At 72.9% G+C, this 14,875-nt stretch carries 14 protein-coding genes; 7 read left to right on the forward strand and 7 right to left on the reverse strand.

Annotated features, from left to right (window positions below):
• The first annotated feature begins 13 nt into the window (after positions 1-13).
• From BN6_RS37135 to BN6_RS37155, 5 genes are all read left to right on the forward strand, one after another.
• Positions 14-583: a DUF3558 domain-containing protein gene (locus BN6_RS37135; protein WP_015105012.1), complete on the forward strand. Its 570-nt coding sequence runs from the start codon at positions 14-16 to the stop codon at positions 581-583.
• A 136-nt stretch (positions 584-719) separates the two neighbouring features.
• Positions 720-1,100, forward strand: a complete 381-nt coding sequence (locus BN6_RS37140) for a hypothetical protein (protein ID WP_015105013.1) — start codon at positions 720-722, stop codon at positions 1,098-1,100.
• Positions 1,101-1,126: 26 nt separating this feature from the next.
• Positions 1,127-2,410, forward strand: a complete 1,284-nt coding sequence (locus BN6_RS49880; RefSeq protein WP_015105014.1) for a PPE domain-containing protein — start codon at positions 1,127-1,129, stop codon at positions 2,408-2,410.
• Positions 2,410-3,210, forward strand: a complete 801-nt coding sequence (locus BN6_RS37150) for an ESX secretion-associated protein EspG (RefSeq protein ID WP_015105015.1) — start codon at positions 2,410-2,412, stop codon at positions 3,208-3,210. Before BN6_RS49880 ends, BN6_RS37150 begins: the two co-directional genes overlap by 1 nt.
• Before the next feature lie 33 nt (positions 3,211-3,243).
• Positions 3,244-4,110, forward strand: a complete 867-nt coding sequence (locus tag BN6_RS37155) for a hypothetical protein (protein ID WP_015105016.1) — start codon at positions 3,244-3,246, stop codon at positions 4,108-4,110.
• An 85-nt stretch (positions 4,111-4,195) separates the two neighbouring features.
• Here BN6_RS37155 and BN6_RS37160 read toward each other — a convergent pair whose 3' ends face one another.
• A complete protein-coding gene (locus BN6_RS37160) occupies positions 4,196-4,645 on the reverse strand; it encodes a gamma-glutamylcyclotransferase family protein (protein WP_015105017.1) in 450 nt (149 codons plus the stop codon).
• Positions 4,646-4,762: 117 nt separating this feature from the next.
• Between BN6_RS37160 and BN6_RS37165 the strand changes: the two genes are divergently transcribed.
• A complete protein-coding gene (locus tag BN6_RS37165; protein WP_015105018.1) occupies positions 4,763-6,166 on the forward strand; it encodes an NAD(P)H-quinone dehydrogenase in 1,404 nt (467 codons plus the stop codon).
• Between the two features lie 43 nt (positions 6,167-6,209).
• Here BN6_RS37165 and glpK read toward each other — a convergent pair whose 3' ends face one another.
• Both glpK and BN6_RS37175 read right to left on the reverse strand, forming a co-directional pair.
• Positions 6,210-7,730 carry a glycerol kinase GlpK gene (gene glpK / locus BN6_RS37170; protein WP_015105019.1) on the reverse strand — a complete coding sequence of 507 codons (1,521 nt, stop codon included), beginning with the start codon at positions 7,728-7,730 and terminating at the stop codon, positions 6,210-6,212.
• A gap of 19 nt (positions 7,731-7,749) precedes the next feature.
• Complete coding sequence (locus BN6_RS37175) at positions 7,750-8,490, reverse strand: MIP/aquaporin family protein (RefSeq protein ID WP_015105020.1); 741 nt, start codon at positions 8,488-8,490, stop codon at positions 7,750-7,752.
• Positions 8,491-8,673: 183 nt separating this feature from the next.
• On the opposite strand from BN6_RS37175, the gene BN6_RS37180 reads away from it, so the two are divergent.
• Complete coding sequence (locus BN6_RS37180; protein WP_015105021.1) at positions 8,674-10,410, forward strand: glycerol-3-phosphate dehydrogenase/oxidase; 1,737 nt, start codon at positions 8,674-8,676, stop codon at positions 10,408-10,410.
• A gap of 468 nt (positions 10,411-10,878) precedes the next feature.
• On the opposite strand, the gene BN6_RS37190 is transcribed toward BN6_RS37180, so the two are convergent.
• The 4 genes from BN6_RS37190 to meaB all read right to left on the reverse strand — a co-directional run bounded on the left by BN6_RS37190 (position 10,879) and on the right by meaB (position 14,867).
• On the reverse strand, positions 10,879-12,150 hold the full coding sequence (locus tag BN6_RS37190) for an amidohydrolase (protein ID WP_015105022.1): 1,272 nt from the start codon (positions 12,148-12,150) through the stop codon (positions 10,879-10,881).
• Positions 12,147-13,313 (reverse strand): M20 family metallopeptidase, encoded by a 1,167-nt coding sequence (locus BN6_RS37195; protein WP_015105023.1) that lies wholly within the window; start codon positions 13,311-13,313, stop codon positions 12,147-12,149. The genes BN6_RS37190 and BN6_RS37195 overlap by 4 nt, the downstream gene beginning before the upstream one ends.
• A gap of 197 nt (positions 13,314-13,510) precedes the next feature.
• The gene (locus tag BN6_RS37200) at positions 13,511-13,813 is read right to left on the reverse strand and encodes a hypothetical protein (RefSeq protein WP_148303160.1); all 303 of its coding nucleotides are present in this window, start codon (positions 13,811-13,813) and stop codon (positions 13,511-13,513) included.
• A 40-nt stretch (positions 13,814-13,853) separates the two neighbouring features.
• Positions 13,854-14,867: a methylmalonyl Co-A mutase-associated GTPase MeaB gene (gene meaB, locus BN6_RS37205; protein ID WP_015105025.1), complete on the reverse strand. Its 1,014-nt coding sequence runs from the start codon at positions 14,865-14,867 to the stop codon at positions 13,854-13,856.
• Positions 14,868-14,875 lie beyond the last annotated feature (8 nt).

A 14,875-nucleotide genomic window follows, 5' to 3' on the forward strand; every position in this document is an offset into this window, starting at 1 on the left:
GAGGGCTGCTCGCTTGATCGTCGCGCTCACCGCGTCGGCGCTCGTCGCGTGCACGCCCTTGCCCGACAACAAGGCCGACGGCCGGGTGGACGAACCACTGAGCGTGACGACCACGCCGAGGATCGCGCTGCCGGCCCGGCCGGCGGAACTCCCGCTGGACGGCGTCGACCCGTGCACGGTGCTGTCCGCCGATCAGCGGATGCAGCTCAGCCTGGACAACCCACCCAGCGCCTATGTGGAATCGAGCTTCGGCAACGCGAAGGCGTGCACCATTCGGAGCAGCATCAGCGGCAACGTGGTGCGCCTGGTGCTGGTCACGGTCGAGGGCATCGAGGTGTGGTTGAGCGAGAATGCGCAGGTGGAGGCGGCGCCGACGACGGTGTCCGGGTTCCCGGCGCTCACCGTGCGCACGCCGGGCATCGACGACGTGTGCACTGTCGAGGTGGACGTGGCCGCCGGCCAGTTCCTGGACGTGATGTTCCGCGACGGCGGCAACAAAACGCAGGTGAAGCAAGACATTCTCTGCCAGGGGGCGCAACGCGCGGCAGAAGCGGCTGTCGCCGGATTGCTGCAACGGGGCTGACCCGCGCGGGGGAAGTGCGTTCCACCTACTCCCCGCTGTCGGACCGTGTGGCTAAAGTGACCATGCCGAGGGAACCTGCCGGCGTGGCCGGGAGTCGAACCGAGGCAGACGACAGAGGCAGACGGGGAGGTCGTCCATGCCGTCGGAAGACCACGGCCGTGGTGCGGACACGGGCGGCACGCCGCCGCCGATGTCGCACACCTTGAACGTGGAACCCAGCGCCATACCCAGTCTCCGCAACGCGTTCGCAGGCGCGTTGACGAAGCTGGACCAGCAGATCGAGCTGGCCGTCACCGAGGTCAGGGTCCGCCCCTGGGCCGGCGACCCGGTCAGCGCGGACGCCGCGGAGCGGTTCAACGAGCGCTCGCTGGAGTCCGGCGACTCGGCGCTGAACGCGTTGCGCGACTACCAGCGGCAGCTCAAGGGCGCCATGGACGCGCTGACCCTGGTCGAGCAGCAGTACCGGTCCATCGAAGACGACAACACCGGGTTGATGGAGCAGCAAGGCGGCTGCTGAGCACGCCGCAGGCAAGGGGAATCGTCATGCCCGATGGACACCGCTGGAACGGCTACAGCCACGAAGAGCTCTACCGGGAGATCAACTCCGGGCCGGGGCCGACGGCCTCGCACGCCTCGGTGGAGCGCTGGGAGGGCGTGTCGGCCGCGCTGGCCGAGATCAACTCCGAGCTGCACGCCGGCGTGCTGCGCTCGGGCGCGACCTGGGAGGGCGCGGCGGCCGACCAGGCCCGGACGGGGATGAACCCGCTGGCCGCGTGGGCGGACGACGCCCGCGGCGGCGCGGAGGTGATGCGCACCTCCGCCGAGTTGCAGGCCGACTACATCGCCAAGGCCCGCGCCGACATGCCGCCGCCGGTGAAGGTGACCGCCGAGGACCCGGGCGCGCTGCTGACCGGCCTGACCCACCTCGTGGGCGGCCAGACGGACTACGAGAAGCAGGAACGCGCGCACAACGCGGCCGAGCAGCGGGCCCGCGAGGTGATGACCACCTACGCGTCGTCCACCACCTCGAACGTGACCACGCTGGGCCAGTTCCACCAGCCCCCGCAACTGCTGATCACCGCGCCGGACGTGGTGCGCAACGACGGCGTCGGCGTCGGCGGCCCGGCCGGTTTCCGCGGCGGTCCGCGCGGCGGTCGCGGGTGGGGCGGCTGGAACGGCGGGCGCGGCGGCGGCCGGGGTGGGCGCGGCGGGTGGACCCCGCAGCAGCCGGCCCGGCCCGGCGGCGTGATCGGCGGCACCACCGGCACGTCGACCGCGCCGAGCACCACCACCACGCCGGGCAGCGGCTCCCACACCCGGCCCGCGAACAGCGTGCCGGGCGGTCCGGGGCACCCCGGGTTCGGCGCCGGCGGCGTGATCGGCGGCGGTGCCGGCAGCCGGCAGGACCGCGACCGCGACAAGAAGGCGGCCGACACCACGACCGCCGAGCAGCACCAGGGCGCCGGCAACCCCACCGACCAGGCGCTGGGCCGCGCGAGCGGCACCACCTCGGTCAGCGCCGCGGAGTTCGGCGCGATCGCGGCGGCCAACGCCCAGCACGCCGGCACCTCCCCCGGTCCGGGCGCGGGCGGCCTGCCCGGCGCGGGCCAGCAGGGCGGCAACGACACCGTGCACAAGCGGACGGTCGGCGTCCCGGTGCCGCAGCAGCAGGCGTTCGACCCGTTCGGCGGGTTGGGCGGCGCGCGGGCGGACGAGGATGAGGACGGCGAGCACGACGGCGCCGACTACCTGCGCGAGACCGACGACATCTACGGCATCGGCGGGATCATCTCGCCACCGGTGATCGGGGAGAGCACCACCCACTGATGACGACGTTCGGTTTGGACCTGGGCACCAACGACCTGCGTGAGCCGGTGACGATCTCCGCGCTGGAGTTCGACGTGCTCTGGGAGCACCTGCGGCTGGAGACGATGCCGCTGGTGCTCAAGGTCCCCTCACCCGGCAGGACGCACGCCGAGCGGGCGGAGCTGGAGCGCACCGCGTGGGCGGGGCTGGACCGGCGCGGCCTGGGCCGCCCGGTGTCGCTGGACCCGATGCTGGAGGACCTGCTGCACCTGCTCAACCGGCCGCAGCAGGAGGTCGACGGCCGGCTGTGGCTGGGCCGCAGCGTCCGGGTGCTGGCCGCGGCCAAGGGCCAGTCGGCGGTGCTGGCGGTGCTCGACGGCGAGCAGCTCACACTGCGCCCGGCCTCCAGCGAGGGCCTGCCCCGCGAGGCGCTGGGCGTGCTGCCGGCCGCGCCGCCCGGTCCGGGCCACTCGGTGACGCTGCCGAGCGCCGACCTGGACGCGGCGGCGGCCGCCGCGGGCACGCCGGACAAGCTGGAGGCGGCGCTGCGGTCGCGCGGCGTGCGGCAGGAGGACGCCAAGGCGCTCGCCGACATGTTCACCGACGCCGGGAACCGCGGCCAGTTCGGCGCGGCGGTGCGGGACAAGTGGGGCAAGCGGGTCCGGCCGGAGCACGTGGTGGCGTTCTTCGACAACCCGCACGGCCGGTACGCGCAGCTGCGCCGGGCGACGCCGGGCCAGCAGCCGTGGAGCACGGTGTCCCCGACGGACCCGCGCCGGCTGGTGCAGCACCTGACCGACCTGCTCCCCTCGACCGGGTGAACCCGGTACGGCGGCCGGGGGTTCGCCCCTCGGTTGGTCGTGATCGTCCTGCCCGCCGGCCTGCACGGTGCCCACGTCCGCTCGGTCCTCGAAGCCCGGGTCGGCCCGCCGACCTTGCGCGCCGCCCTGGGTGAAGGCGTCCTGGTGCGCTACGGCCGGCGGGTGCTCGTGGCCCGTGAGCACGCGTTGGACTTCCGCACCCGGTGCGCTGCGGTGCTGCTGGCCGCCGGGCCGCACGCCGTGCTGGCCCGGGAGACGGCGCTGCGCCTGCACGGCTGCACCGCCGCCGGCATCGGGACGCTGCACGTCCAGGTGCCGTACTGGGCCGGTGCCGGGCGACAGGCGGGCGTCCGGGTGCACCACGGCCGGGTGGACGAGGTGTGCGAGGTGGCCGGGCTGCGCTGCCAACCGGTCGCCGCGGCGCTGGTCGACGTGCTCTGCCGGGGCGACCGGTACGTGGCGCTGGCCTGCACGGACGAGGTCCTGGCCGAGCTGCCGGCGGCCGGCCGGGCGGAGCTGAAGGCGGCCGTCCGGGTTGCGATCACCGGGCGTCCGGACCCGCGCGGCACCCGCCGCGCGCTGGCGCTGCTAGGCCTGGCGACCGGCAAGTCGCCGGGCCGCAGCCGGCTGCTGCTCACCGTCGTGGACGCCGGGCTGCCCGCACCGGAGCAGCACTACCCGGCACCGACCGGACCGGCCGACCTCGCCTGGCCGGCGGCGGAACTCGCCCTCGACTACGCGCCCGAGCAGGGGCGGTTGGCCGTGCGCGAGTCCGGGAGGTGGACGCTCCTGCGGGCCGGACCGGCGGACCTGCGGATCCCGACGGCCCTGGTCGCCCGTCTGACCAGGTGCCTGCACGCCAGGCTGGTGCCGGGACGACCCGGCGGTGGCCACCACTGACCCGGTGCCGGCCCCGCGCCCCCGACATCGCGGGGCCGGCACCGATCCCGAGTCACCCGACCGGGCGGTCTGCGCCGGCCGGCGATCAGGGCCCGATACCCCGGCACGGCCGGGTGCGCAGGTCCGAGACGTAGTCGTCCGGCGCGCCGGCCGCCTCCGCCGCGTCGGCCACGACACCGATGTACCGCGCGGACGGCAGGCCGCCCTCGTAGGCGTCGAGCACGTACAGCCAGGCGGTGACCGAGCCCTCCAGGGTCTGCACCCGGAGCCGGATCTTCTTGTAGAGGCCCAGCGCGCCTTCCCACCGGTCGAGCCGGGACTCGTCGCGCGGGCTCACGTCGTACAGCACGGCGAACGTCTGGGCGTCCGGGTCCTCCACGATCGTGGCGAGCGCACCCTCCCACCCGAGGTCCTCGCCACCGAAGGTCAGACGCCAGCCGGCGAGCCACCCGGTCCCCGCCATCGGGGAGTACGGGGCTCGCTCCATCATCTGGTTCGGATCCATGTTGGACCCGTACGCGGCATAGAGCGGCACGACGACAGCCTAGCGACCTCGCGATCACCAGGAGGGACCGGAAGACCGGACGACACGCCCCGGAACCCGACCGCGTACGGTTGTCCCGGCCGCAGCAGAACGCGAGGAGGACTTGTCGTGACCCGCATCGTCATCATGGGCGGTGGTCCCGCAGGTTACGAAGCGGCGCTGGTCGCGGCCCAGCACGGAGCCGACGTGACCGTCGTCGAGGCCGAGGGCCTGGGCGGCGCGTGCGTGCTCTACGACTGCGTCCCGTCCAAGACCTTCATCGCCTCCGCCGGTGGCCGCAGCGCCTTCCGCAACGCCGGTGAGCTGGGCATCCGCACCGACGACACGACGGCGGCGGTCGACCTGCCGGTGGTCCACGGCCGGGTCAAGGGGCTCGCGCTGGCGCAGTCCGCCGACGTCCGCGCCCGCCTCCAGCGCGAGGGCGTGCGGATCATCACCGGCACCGCGAAGTTCTGCGACGACGAGCGCGGCCTGGCCCAGCACCGGGTGGTGGCGATCACCGGCGAGGGCGAGCCCGAGGTGCTGCCGGCCGACGTGGTGCTCATCGCGACCGGCGCGACCCCGCGCGTGTTGCCCGGCGCGGAGCCGGACGGCAAGCGCGTGCTGACCTGGCGGCAGATCTACGAGCTGCCGGAGCTGCCGGAGCACCTGGCGGTGATCGGCTCGGGGGTCACCGGCGTCGAGTTCGCCTCCGCCTACACCGAGCTGGGCGTCAAGGTGACCATGGTGTCCAGCCGGGACCGCGTGCTGCCGCACGAGGACGCCGACGCGGCCGCCGTGCTGGAGGACGTGTTCGCCGAGCGCGGCACGGCCGTGGTCAAGCACGCCCGCGCGGACCGGGTGGAGAACGTCGGCGACGGCGTCCTGATTCACCTGGAAGACGGTCGCACGATCGAGGCGAGCCACGCCCTGATGACGGTCGGCTCGGTGCCGAACACCACCGACCTGGGGCTGGACAAGATCGGCGTCGAGCCCGGCCGCGGCGGGTACATCACCGTCGACCGGGTGTCCCGCACGACGGTCCCCGGCGTGTACGCGGCGGGCGACTGCACCGGCGTGCTGCTGCTGGCCAGCGTCGCCGCCATGCAGGGCCGGATCGCCATGTGGCACGCGCTGGGCGAGGGCGTGAGCCCGATCAAGCTCAAGACGGTCGCGGCGAACGTGTTCACCAACCCGGAGATCGCGTCGGTGGGCATCAGCCAGCACGCGATCGACTCCGGCGAGGTCCCGGCCCGCACGATCATGCTGCCGCTGGCCACCAACCCGCGGGCCAAGATGGAGGGCCTGCGGCGCGGTTTCGTGAAGCTGTTCTGCCGCCCGGCGACCGGCGTGGTGATCGGCGGCGTCGTGGTCGCGCCGAACGCCAGCGAGCTGATCCTGCCGATCGCGCTCGCGGTGCAGAACCAGCTCACCGTCGAGGACCTCGCGACGACGTTCTCGGTCTACCCGTCGCTGACCGGCTCGATCACCGAGGCCGGCCGCCAGCTCATGCGCCACGACGACCTGGACTGACCCGCGCTCGGGGCGTCGCCCGCCGGACGACGCCCCGCACCGGTCACTCCACCCAGTCGAAGGTCCTGGTCACCGCCTTCTTCCAGGACCGGTACTCGCGCTCGCGGGTGTCCTCGTCCATCGACGGGTCCCACTGCTTGTCCTGCGCCCAGTTCTGCCGGATGTCGTCCTCCGACTCCCAGAACCCGACCGCCAGGCCCGCCGCGTAGGCCGCGCCCAGCGCGGTCGTCTCGTTGACCTGCGGCCGGATCACCGGCACGCCCAGGATGTCGGCCTGGAACTGCATCAGCAGCTCGTTGACCACCATGCCGCCGTCGACCTTCAACGACGTCAGCGCCACCCCGGAGTCGGCGTTCATCGCCTCGATCACCTCGCGGGTCTGGAACGCGGTCGCCTCCAGCACCGCCCGGCACAGGTGGCCCTTGGCGACGAACCTGGTCAGGCCGACGATCGCGCCCCGCGCGTCGGAGCGCCAGTAGGGCGCGAACAGGCCCGAGAACGCCGGCACGAAGTACGCGCCGCCGTTGTCGTCCACCGACCGGGCGTGCGTCTCGATCTCGTCGGCCGAGCCGATCAGGCCGAGGTTGTCGCGCAGCCACTGGACCAGCGAGCCGGTCACCGCGATCGAGCCCTCCAGCGCGTACACCGGGGCCGCCGTGCCGATCTTGTAGCAGACGGTCGTGAGCAGGCCGTTCTCGCTCATGACCTTGTCGTTGCCGGTGTTGAGCAGGACGAAGTTGCCGGTGCCGTAGGTGTTCTTGGCCTCGCCCGGCGACAGGCACGCCTGCCCGAAGGTGGCCGCCTGCTGGTCGCCGAGGATGCCGGAGATGGGCACCCCGGCCAGCGCCCCGCGCTCCCGGACGTGCCCGTAGACCTCGGAGGACGACTTGATCTCCGGCAGCATGGACAGCGGCACGCCCATGTCGGCCGCGTTGTCGGCGTCCCAGGCGAGGGTGTCCAGGTCCATCAGCAGGGTGCGCGAGGCGTTGGTCGGGTCGGTGACGTGCACGCCGCCGTTCGGCCCGCCGGTCATGTTCCACAGCATCCAGGAGTCCATGTTGCCGAACAGCAGGTCACCGGCCTCCGCCTTGGCCCGCGCGCCGTCGACGTTGTCCAGGATCCAGCGGATCTTGGGCCCGGAGAAGTACGTCGCCAGCGGCAGCCCGGTCTTGGCCCGGTACCGCTCCTGGCCGCCCTGCCCGTCTTCTCGGCCCAGCGCGGCCAGGTCCTGGCAGATCTTGTCGGTGCGGGTGTCCTGCCAGACGATCGCGTTGTAGACCGGCTTGCCGGTGGTCCGGTCCCACACCACGGTGGTCTCGCGCTGGTTGGTGATGCCGACCGCGGCGATGTCGGCGATGGTCAGGTCGGCCTTGGCCAGCGCGCCGGCCGCCACCTGCCGGGCGTTGGTCCACACCTCCTCGGGGTCGTGCTCGACCCACCCGGCGCGCGGGAAGATCTGCCGGTGCTCGGTCTGGTCGACGGCGACCACCCGGCCCGAGTGGTCGAAGACCATGCACCGGGTCGACGTCGTGCCCTGGTCGAGCGCGGCCACGTACTTGGTCATGCTGCGTCCTTTCGTGCGGTCAGACCGGGAGGGCCAGGTACAGCAGCGCCGCGAGCAGGCCGCCGACCAGCGGACCGATCACCGGGACCCAGGAGTAGCCCCACTCGGCGCTGCCCTTGTCGCGGATCGGCAGGATGGCATAGGCGATGCGGGGCGCGAGGTCGCGCGCGGGGTTGATGGCGTACCCGGTGGGCCCGCCGAGCGAGGCGCCGATGGCGATGACGACGAACGCGACGCCCGCGTAGCCCAGCGCGGAGTTGCCGAACTGCGGGACGCCGTCCTGCGCCGCCTTCGCCCCGGGGCTGAGCAGCACCCAGGCGACCAGCACGAACGTGCCGATGATCTCGGTGACGAGGTTCCACCCCGGTGCGAGCACGGTCGGCGCGGTGCAGAAGATCCCGCGCGTGTTGCGGGGGTCGTCGTGGGTGTCGAACTGCACTTTGTAGGTCAGCCAGGCGAGCACCGCGCCGAGGAACGCGCCGAGCATCTGCCCGGCGACGTAGAACGGCACCGCGCCCCACTCGACCTTGTCGGCCACCGCGAGTCCGAGGGTGACCGCCGGGTTGAGGTGTGCGCCGCTGGGCGCGGCGACGCTGGCGCCCGCGAACACCGCGAGACCCCAGCCGAAGTTGATCAGCAGCCAGCCGCCGTTGTTCCCCGCGGACTTCTTCAGGACGACGTTGGCGACGACGCCGGCACCCAGCAGGATCAGGATCGCGGTGCCGAGCGCTTCCCACACGAAGATCGAGCCATTGCTCATCCGCCGACCTCCTTGCCTTGCGGGTGGTCACGCATCGTCCGGGGTCCGGCGGCGCTGCCACCCAGCGGTGAATGTGACGCTGGTTCCGGTGGTGATCAGTTGTCCACGGTGGCGTACCAGCCGGTAACGTGGTCGAGTCAGTCCTGGTCGGACCTCGAGCCAGTATCAGGGAGGCGTTGAACAGTGGCCACGCGCAAGCCGCCCGCAGCACCCGCCACGCCCGGCCGCCTGGGCCCGGAAGACCGCGACAGCGACTGGGAGCGCCTCGGGTCGGAGACCTTCGACCTGGTGATCATCGGCGGCGGCGTGGTGGGCGTCGGCGCGGCGCTGGACGCGGCCACCCGGGGCCTGCGGGTCGCCCTGGTCGAGGCCCGTGACCTGGCCTCGGGCACGTCGAGCCGGTCGTCGAAGCTGTTCCACGGCGGGCTGCGCTACCTGGAGCAGCTGGAGTTCGGGCTGGTCCGCGAGGCGTTGCGGGAACGCGAGCTGATGCTCACCAGGATCGCACCCCACCTGGTGAAACCGGTGAGCTTCCTCTACCCGCTCACGCACCGGGTCTGGGAGCGCCCGTACACCGCGGCGGGCCTGCTGCTCTACGACACCATGGGCGGCGCGCGGTCCGTGCCGGGGCAGAAGCACCTCACCCGTGCGGGTGCGCTGCGGATGGTCCCGGCGCTCAAGCCGGACGCCCTGATCGGCGGCATCCGGTACTACGACGCCCAGGCCGACGACGCCCGGCACACCATGATGGTGGGCCGCACGGCCGCCCACTACGGCGCGGTGGTGCGGACGTCCACGCAGGTCGTGGCGATCCTCAAGGAGGCCGACCGGGTCTCCGGCGTCCGCGTCCGGGACGTGGAGGACGGCCGGGAGACCGACGTCCACGCGCACGCCGTGATCAACGCGACCGGTGTCTGGACCGACGAGCTGCAACGGCTGTCCGGCAGCCGGGGCCGGTTCCGGGTGCGGGCCAGCAAGGGCGTGCACATCGTGGTGCCGCGCGACCGGATCGTCTCCGAGTCGGGGATGATCCTGCGCACGGAGAAGTCGGTGCTGTTCGTGATCCCGTGGCGCAATCACTGGATCGTGGGAACCACGGACACCGATTGGAACCTCGACCTGGCGCATCCGGCGGCCACCAAGAACGACATCGACTACATCCTGGACCACGTCAACACGGTCCTGGCGACCCCGTTGACGCACAACGACATCGAGGGCGTCTACGCCGGCCTGCGCCCGCTGCTCGCGGGCGAGAGCGAGTCGACCTCGAAGCTGTCCCGCGAGCACGCGGTGGCCCGGGTCGCGCCGGGCCTGGTGGCGATCGCCGGTGGCAAGTACACGACCTACCGGGTGATGGGCGCGGACGCGGTGGACGCCGCGTCGGTCGACCTGCCGGGCCGGATCCAGCCGTCGATCACCGACAAGGTCCCGCTGGTCGGCGCGGACGGCTACCACGCCCTGGTCAACCAGGTCGACCAGCTGGCCACCCGCTACGGCCTGCACCCCTACCGGGTGCGGCACCTGCTCGACCGGTACGGCTCGCTGGTGCACGAGGTGCTGGAGTCGGCCGACCCGGAGCTGCTCAAGCCGGTGCCGAGCGCGCCGGACTACCTCCAGGTCGAGATCGTCTACGCGGCCTCGCACGAGGGCGCGCTGCACCTGGAGGACGCGCTCACCCGGCGGACCCGGATCTCCATCGAGTACCCGCACCGGGGCGTCGACTGCGCCGAGGCGGTCGCCGGGCTGATGGCCCGGGTGCACGGCTGGGACCAGGAGCGGATCACCCGCGAGGTCGAGGTGTACACCGCGCGCGTGGACGCCGAGCGGGCGTCGCAGACCGAGCCGGACGACCAGGCGGCGGACGCCGTCCGCGCGGCGGCCCCGGAGGCCCGTCCCCAGCTCACCGAGCCGGTGGGCTGAGCGGGAGAACGATCGCGGGCCGCGTCTCCGCCTCGGTACGGTCCAGCCGACCGAGGAGGAGGCGATGGCCCGGCGCCGCACACCGCAGGAGAACAAGCAGCTCTCCTACGGGAAGGACCGCCGCACCACCTACGGCGAGAACCCCGAGGCGTCCCGGACGAGGCCGCCGCCGACCGGGCGGTGCGGGGGGCGGAGAGCCGCCGTCCCAAGGGGTTCGAGAAGTGGCGGGACAGCGCGCTGGGCGAAGTGGTCGAGCGCAACCTGCGCCGCCGCGCGAACCAGGTCGAGTCCTACGACGAACTCTCCCGCGCCCGCGTCCACCGCGTCCGCACCCGCCGCCGACTGCCCGCGGATCAGCCCCGCCGACCCGACGGGCACCACCGACGCGAAGCGGGTCGGTGGTGCCCGGGGACGTTCCCTACCGTCGGGCGAGGGTGCGCCCGTCCGGAGTTCGCCGCGCCGGACCGCTCAGGCGAGCGAGGCCAGGGCCGCGTGCACCATGACCCGGACGCCGACCAGCAGCGCCCGCTCGTCCAGGTCGAAGCCCGGCTGGTGCAGGTCGCGCTGCTTGCCCACGCCGTCCCACACGCCCAGCCGGGCGAACGAGCCGGGCACGTGCTCCAGGTACCAGCCGAAGTCCTCGCCGCCGGAGGACTGCTCGGTGCCGGCCAGGGCGTCCTCGCCCAGCGCCGCCTCGACGCCGGCCCGCAGCAGCATCGTGCTCTCGCGGTCGTTGACCACGGGCGGCACGCCGCGCCGGTGGTGCAGGTCGAAGCCGACGCCGGTCGGCGCGAGCAGCGCCCCGGTCAGCTCCTTGATCAGCGGTTCCAGCTCGGCCCAGATGTCGCGGTCGCCGGTGCGCAGCGTGCCGCGCAGCACGCCGTCCTGCGGCACCGCGTTCGCGGCCTCGCCGGCGTGCACCGCGCCCCACACCAGGACCGTCCCGGACCGGGGGTCGACGCGGCGGGAGAGCAGCGTCGGCAGGCCGGTGATGACGGTGCCCAGGGCGTGCACCAGGTCCGCCGTGAGGTGCGGCCGCGAGGTGTGGCCGCCGGGCGAGGTCAGGCGCAGTTCCAGCAGGTCGCTGGCCGAGGTGATCGGCCCGATCCGGGTGCCGATCCGGCCGACCGGCAGCCGCGGGTCGCAGTGCAGGCCGAAGATCCGCTCCACGCCGTCCAAGCCGCCCGCCGCCAGCACGTCCAGCGCGCCGCCGGGCATGACCTCCTCGGCCGGCTGGAACACCAGCCGGACCCGGCCGGGCAGCTCGGTCGCCGAGGCCAGCGCGAGCGCCGCGCCCAGCAGGACGGTGGTGTGCGCGTCGTGCCCGCAGGCGTGCGCCACACCCTCCACTGTGGACGAGAACGGCGCGCCGCTGTTCTCGGTGATCGGCAGGGCGTCGATGTCCGCGCGCAGCGCGACGCACCGCGGGCCGCTGCCGACGTCGCAGACCAGGCCGGTGCCGCCGGGCAGCACCCGGGGCTTGAGACCGGCCGAGCGCAGCACGTCGCAGATCAGCTCGGTGGTGTTGTGCTCCTGCCGGGACAGTTCCGGGTGGGCGTGCAGGTGCCGCCGCCAGGCCACCACCTCGGAGGCGTTGGCGGTCAGCCACTCGTCCAGCCAGGAGGGGCCGCGCCCCTCGCCCGGATCGTCCACAGGGGCAATGCTGACCCCGCGCTCGGTCAACAGCACTTCGGGATCCTCCTCCGCCGGCAGCTCGGGACGCGAGTCGAGAACCGTCACGCCGCACCGCCCACTAGCCGGTCCCGCTGCGCGTCGTCACGCGCGACGGAAATTGTTGTCCAGGCAAGGGCGAGCGCTCCGTCGAGCACCGCTCGGTCGGCCGAAGCCGAGGCACAGGCGGTCGCGAACTCGATTTGGTGGTTCACCGCGTCTCCGCAGTCGATGGCGATGGTCGGGTGGATGGCGGGCAGCGCACGGGTCACGTTGCCCATGTCGGTGCTGCCGATGCGCCTGCCCCGCTCCTGCTCGGGGCTCAGCGCGGTGCGCCCGAGCTCCGCGGCGGCACGCCGGTAGGCGTCGGCCAGCCACGGGTCGGGGGTGAGCTCGGCGTAGACGGGCGAGATCTTGACGACCTCGTGCGTGCAGCCGGTGGCGAGCGCGCCGGCCTCGAAGCAGCGGTTGATCCGCTCCTCCAGCCGGGTGAGGGATTCCAGGTCCTCGGCGCGCAGGTCGAACATGGCCGTCGTGCTGGCGGGCACCACGTTGGGCACGGTGCCGCCCTTGGTGACGATCCCGCTGACCATCTGACCGGGCTCCAGGTGCTGGCGCGCCAGGCCGATGGCGACCTGGGCGACGGTGATGGCGTCCGCCGCGTTCACGCCCAGGTGCGGCGCGGCGGCGGCGTGCGAGGGCTTGCCGGTGTAGCGCACCTCGACGTCGGTGATCGCGAGCGAGGCCGCCGCGATCGCCTCGTACGGCGCGGGGTGCACCATCATGGACAGGGACACGTCGTCGAACACGCCGCGTTCGAGCATCAGCACCTTGCCGCCGCCGACCTCTTCGGCGGGCGTGCCGATGACCCGGACCGTCAGGCCCAGCTCGTCGGCGACGTCGCGCAGCGCGAGGGCGGCACCGGTCGAGGCGGCGGCGATGACGTTGTGCCCGCAGGCGTGCCCGACCTCGGGGAGGGCGTCGTACTCGGCGCACAGCCCGAGCACGAGGTCACCGGACCCGTAGGTGGCGGTGAACGCCGTCTCCAGGTCGGCGACGCCGCGCTCCACCTCGAAACCCTCGCCGGCCAGCAGGTTCGCCACCTTGGCCGCGCTGCGGTGTTCCGCGAACGCCAGCTCGGGCTCGGCGTGGATGCTGTGCGAGAGCTCCACCAGTGCGCCCGAGTACCGCTCGATGGCCGAGCGCGTCCTCATCTGGAAGTCGGTACCCATTTGCGTCCATCCTGCATCAGCCCCAGTAGCCCCGTCGCCCGTCGCGTTGATCAACCGCCGGCCGGTCGCGCGGCTGCGCCGAGCGGTGCGCGAGTTTCGGTCAGACCGATCATGTCCGCGCAGGGGTCACTCAGGAGGACCACATCACGACAATCGAATCCCAACCACCGGGATCCCGGTCGCCCCCACGACCCCTGTCAGCCGGCTTTGCGCCCCTTCTTCCACTTGTCCCAGCGCTTCTTGTTACGCCAGTAAACGAGGGCGAACAGCACCACCGCGATACCACCGATCCACAACTTCCTCTTCGTCTCGGTGGCGACGCCGGTGTCGGTCTGCTGCGGTGCGTTGACGTCCGGCCCTGGTGGGACCGATTCAGTCGGCTGGGCGGCGGCGATCTGCTCGGTGTGCGCTGCGGGAGTGGCCTGCGCCACTCCGGTCACGGTGAGTGCACCGGCGAGCACGAGGAGGCACGCCATGAGCACGGATCGCCACTGGGTCACGGTCACAAAGACTAGCCATCGTGCCGACTGGTTACCACTGTCAGTGGTCACTCAAACCGGGATGGACCTCACCGGCCGTGAAGGCCGCCAGGATGCGCTCCGCGGCCAGGGTGGCGGTCAGTTCGCCATCCCGAACCCGTCGTTCCAGGTCGGGAACCACGGCCCGGACCGCCGCGTTCGACCGCAGGCTGCCCAGCAACTGGTCGTTGACCATCGCCCAGGTCCACTCGACCTGCTGACGACGTCGCCGCTCGGCCAGCTCACCGGCGTCCCGCAGGGCCGTCCGGTGCAGGCCGACCTGCTGCCACACCGTGTCCAGCCCGGCCCCGGTGAGCCCGCTGCACGTCAGCACCGGCGGGTGCCACACCGCGTTCGGCACGCGCAGCAGGCGCAGCGCGCCCGCGAGCTCACGGGCCGCTTTGCGGGCGTCCTGCTCGTGCGCGCCGTCGGCCTTGTTCACCGCGATCACGTCCGCGAGTTCCAGCACACCTTTTTTGATGCCCTGGAGTTGATCTCCGGTGCGCGCGAGTGTCAGGAAAAGCGAACAATCCGTCATGTTCGCCACCGCGACCTCGGACTGGCCCACGCCGACCGTCTCGACCAGCACCACGTCGAACCCCGCCGCCTCGACCAGCACGATGGTCTCCCGGGTCGCCTTGGCGACACCGCCGAGCGTGCCGGAGGTCGGCGACGGCCGGATGAACGCCGCCGGGTCGACCGCGAGCCGGGCCATCCGGGTCTTGTCGCCCAGGATCGAGCCGCCGGTCCTGGTCGACGACGGGTCGACCGCCAGCACGGCCACCCGGTGCCCCTGCGCGGTGAGCATCGAGCCGAACGCGTCGATGAACGTCGACTTGCCCACGCCGGGCACGCCGGTGATGCCGATCCGGTGCGCGCCGCCCGCGTGCGGCAGCAACTCGACCAGCAGGTCCTGCGCCAGCCGGCGGTGGTCCGCGCGGGTCGACTCGACCAGCGTGATCGCCCGCGCCAGCGTGCTCCGGTTGCCCGCGAGCACGCCCTCGGCGTACTCGCCCACGTCGACCACCCTCGCCACGCGGCGTG

This window comes from Saccharothrix espanaensis DSM 44229, assembly GCF_000328705.1.
Classification (GTDB): domain Bacteria; phylum Actinomycetota; class Actinomycetes; order Mycobacteriales; family Pseudonocardiaceae; genus Actinosynnema; species Actinosynnema espanaense.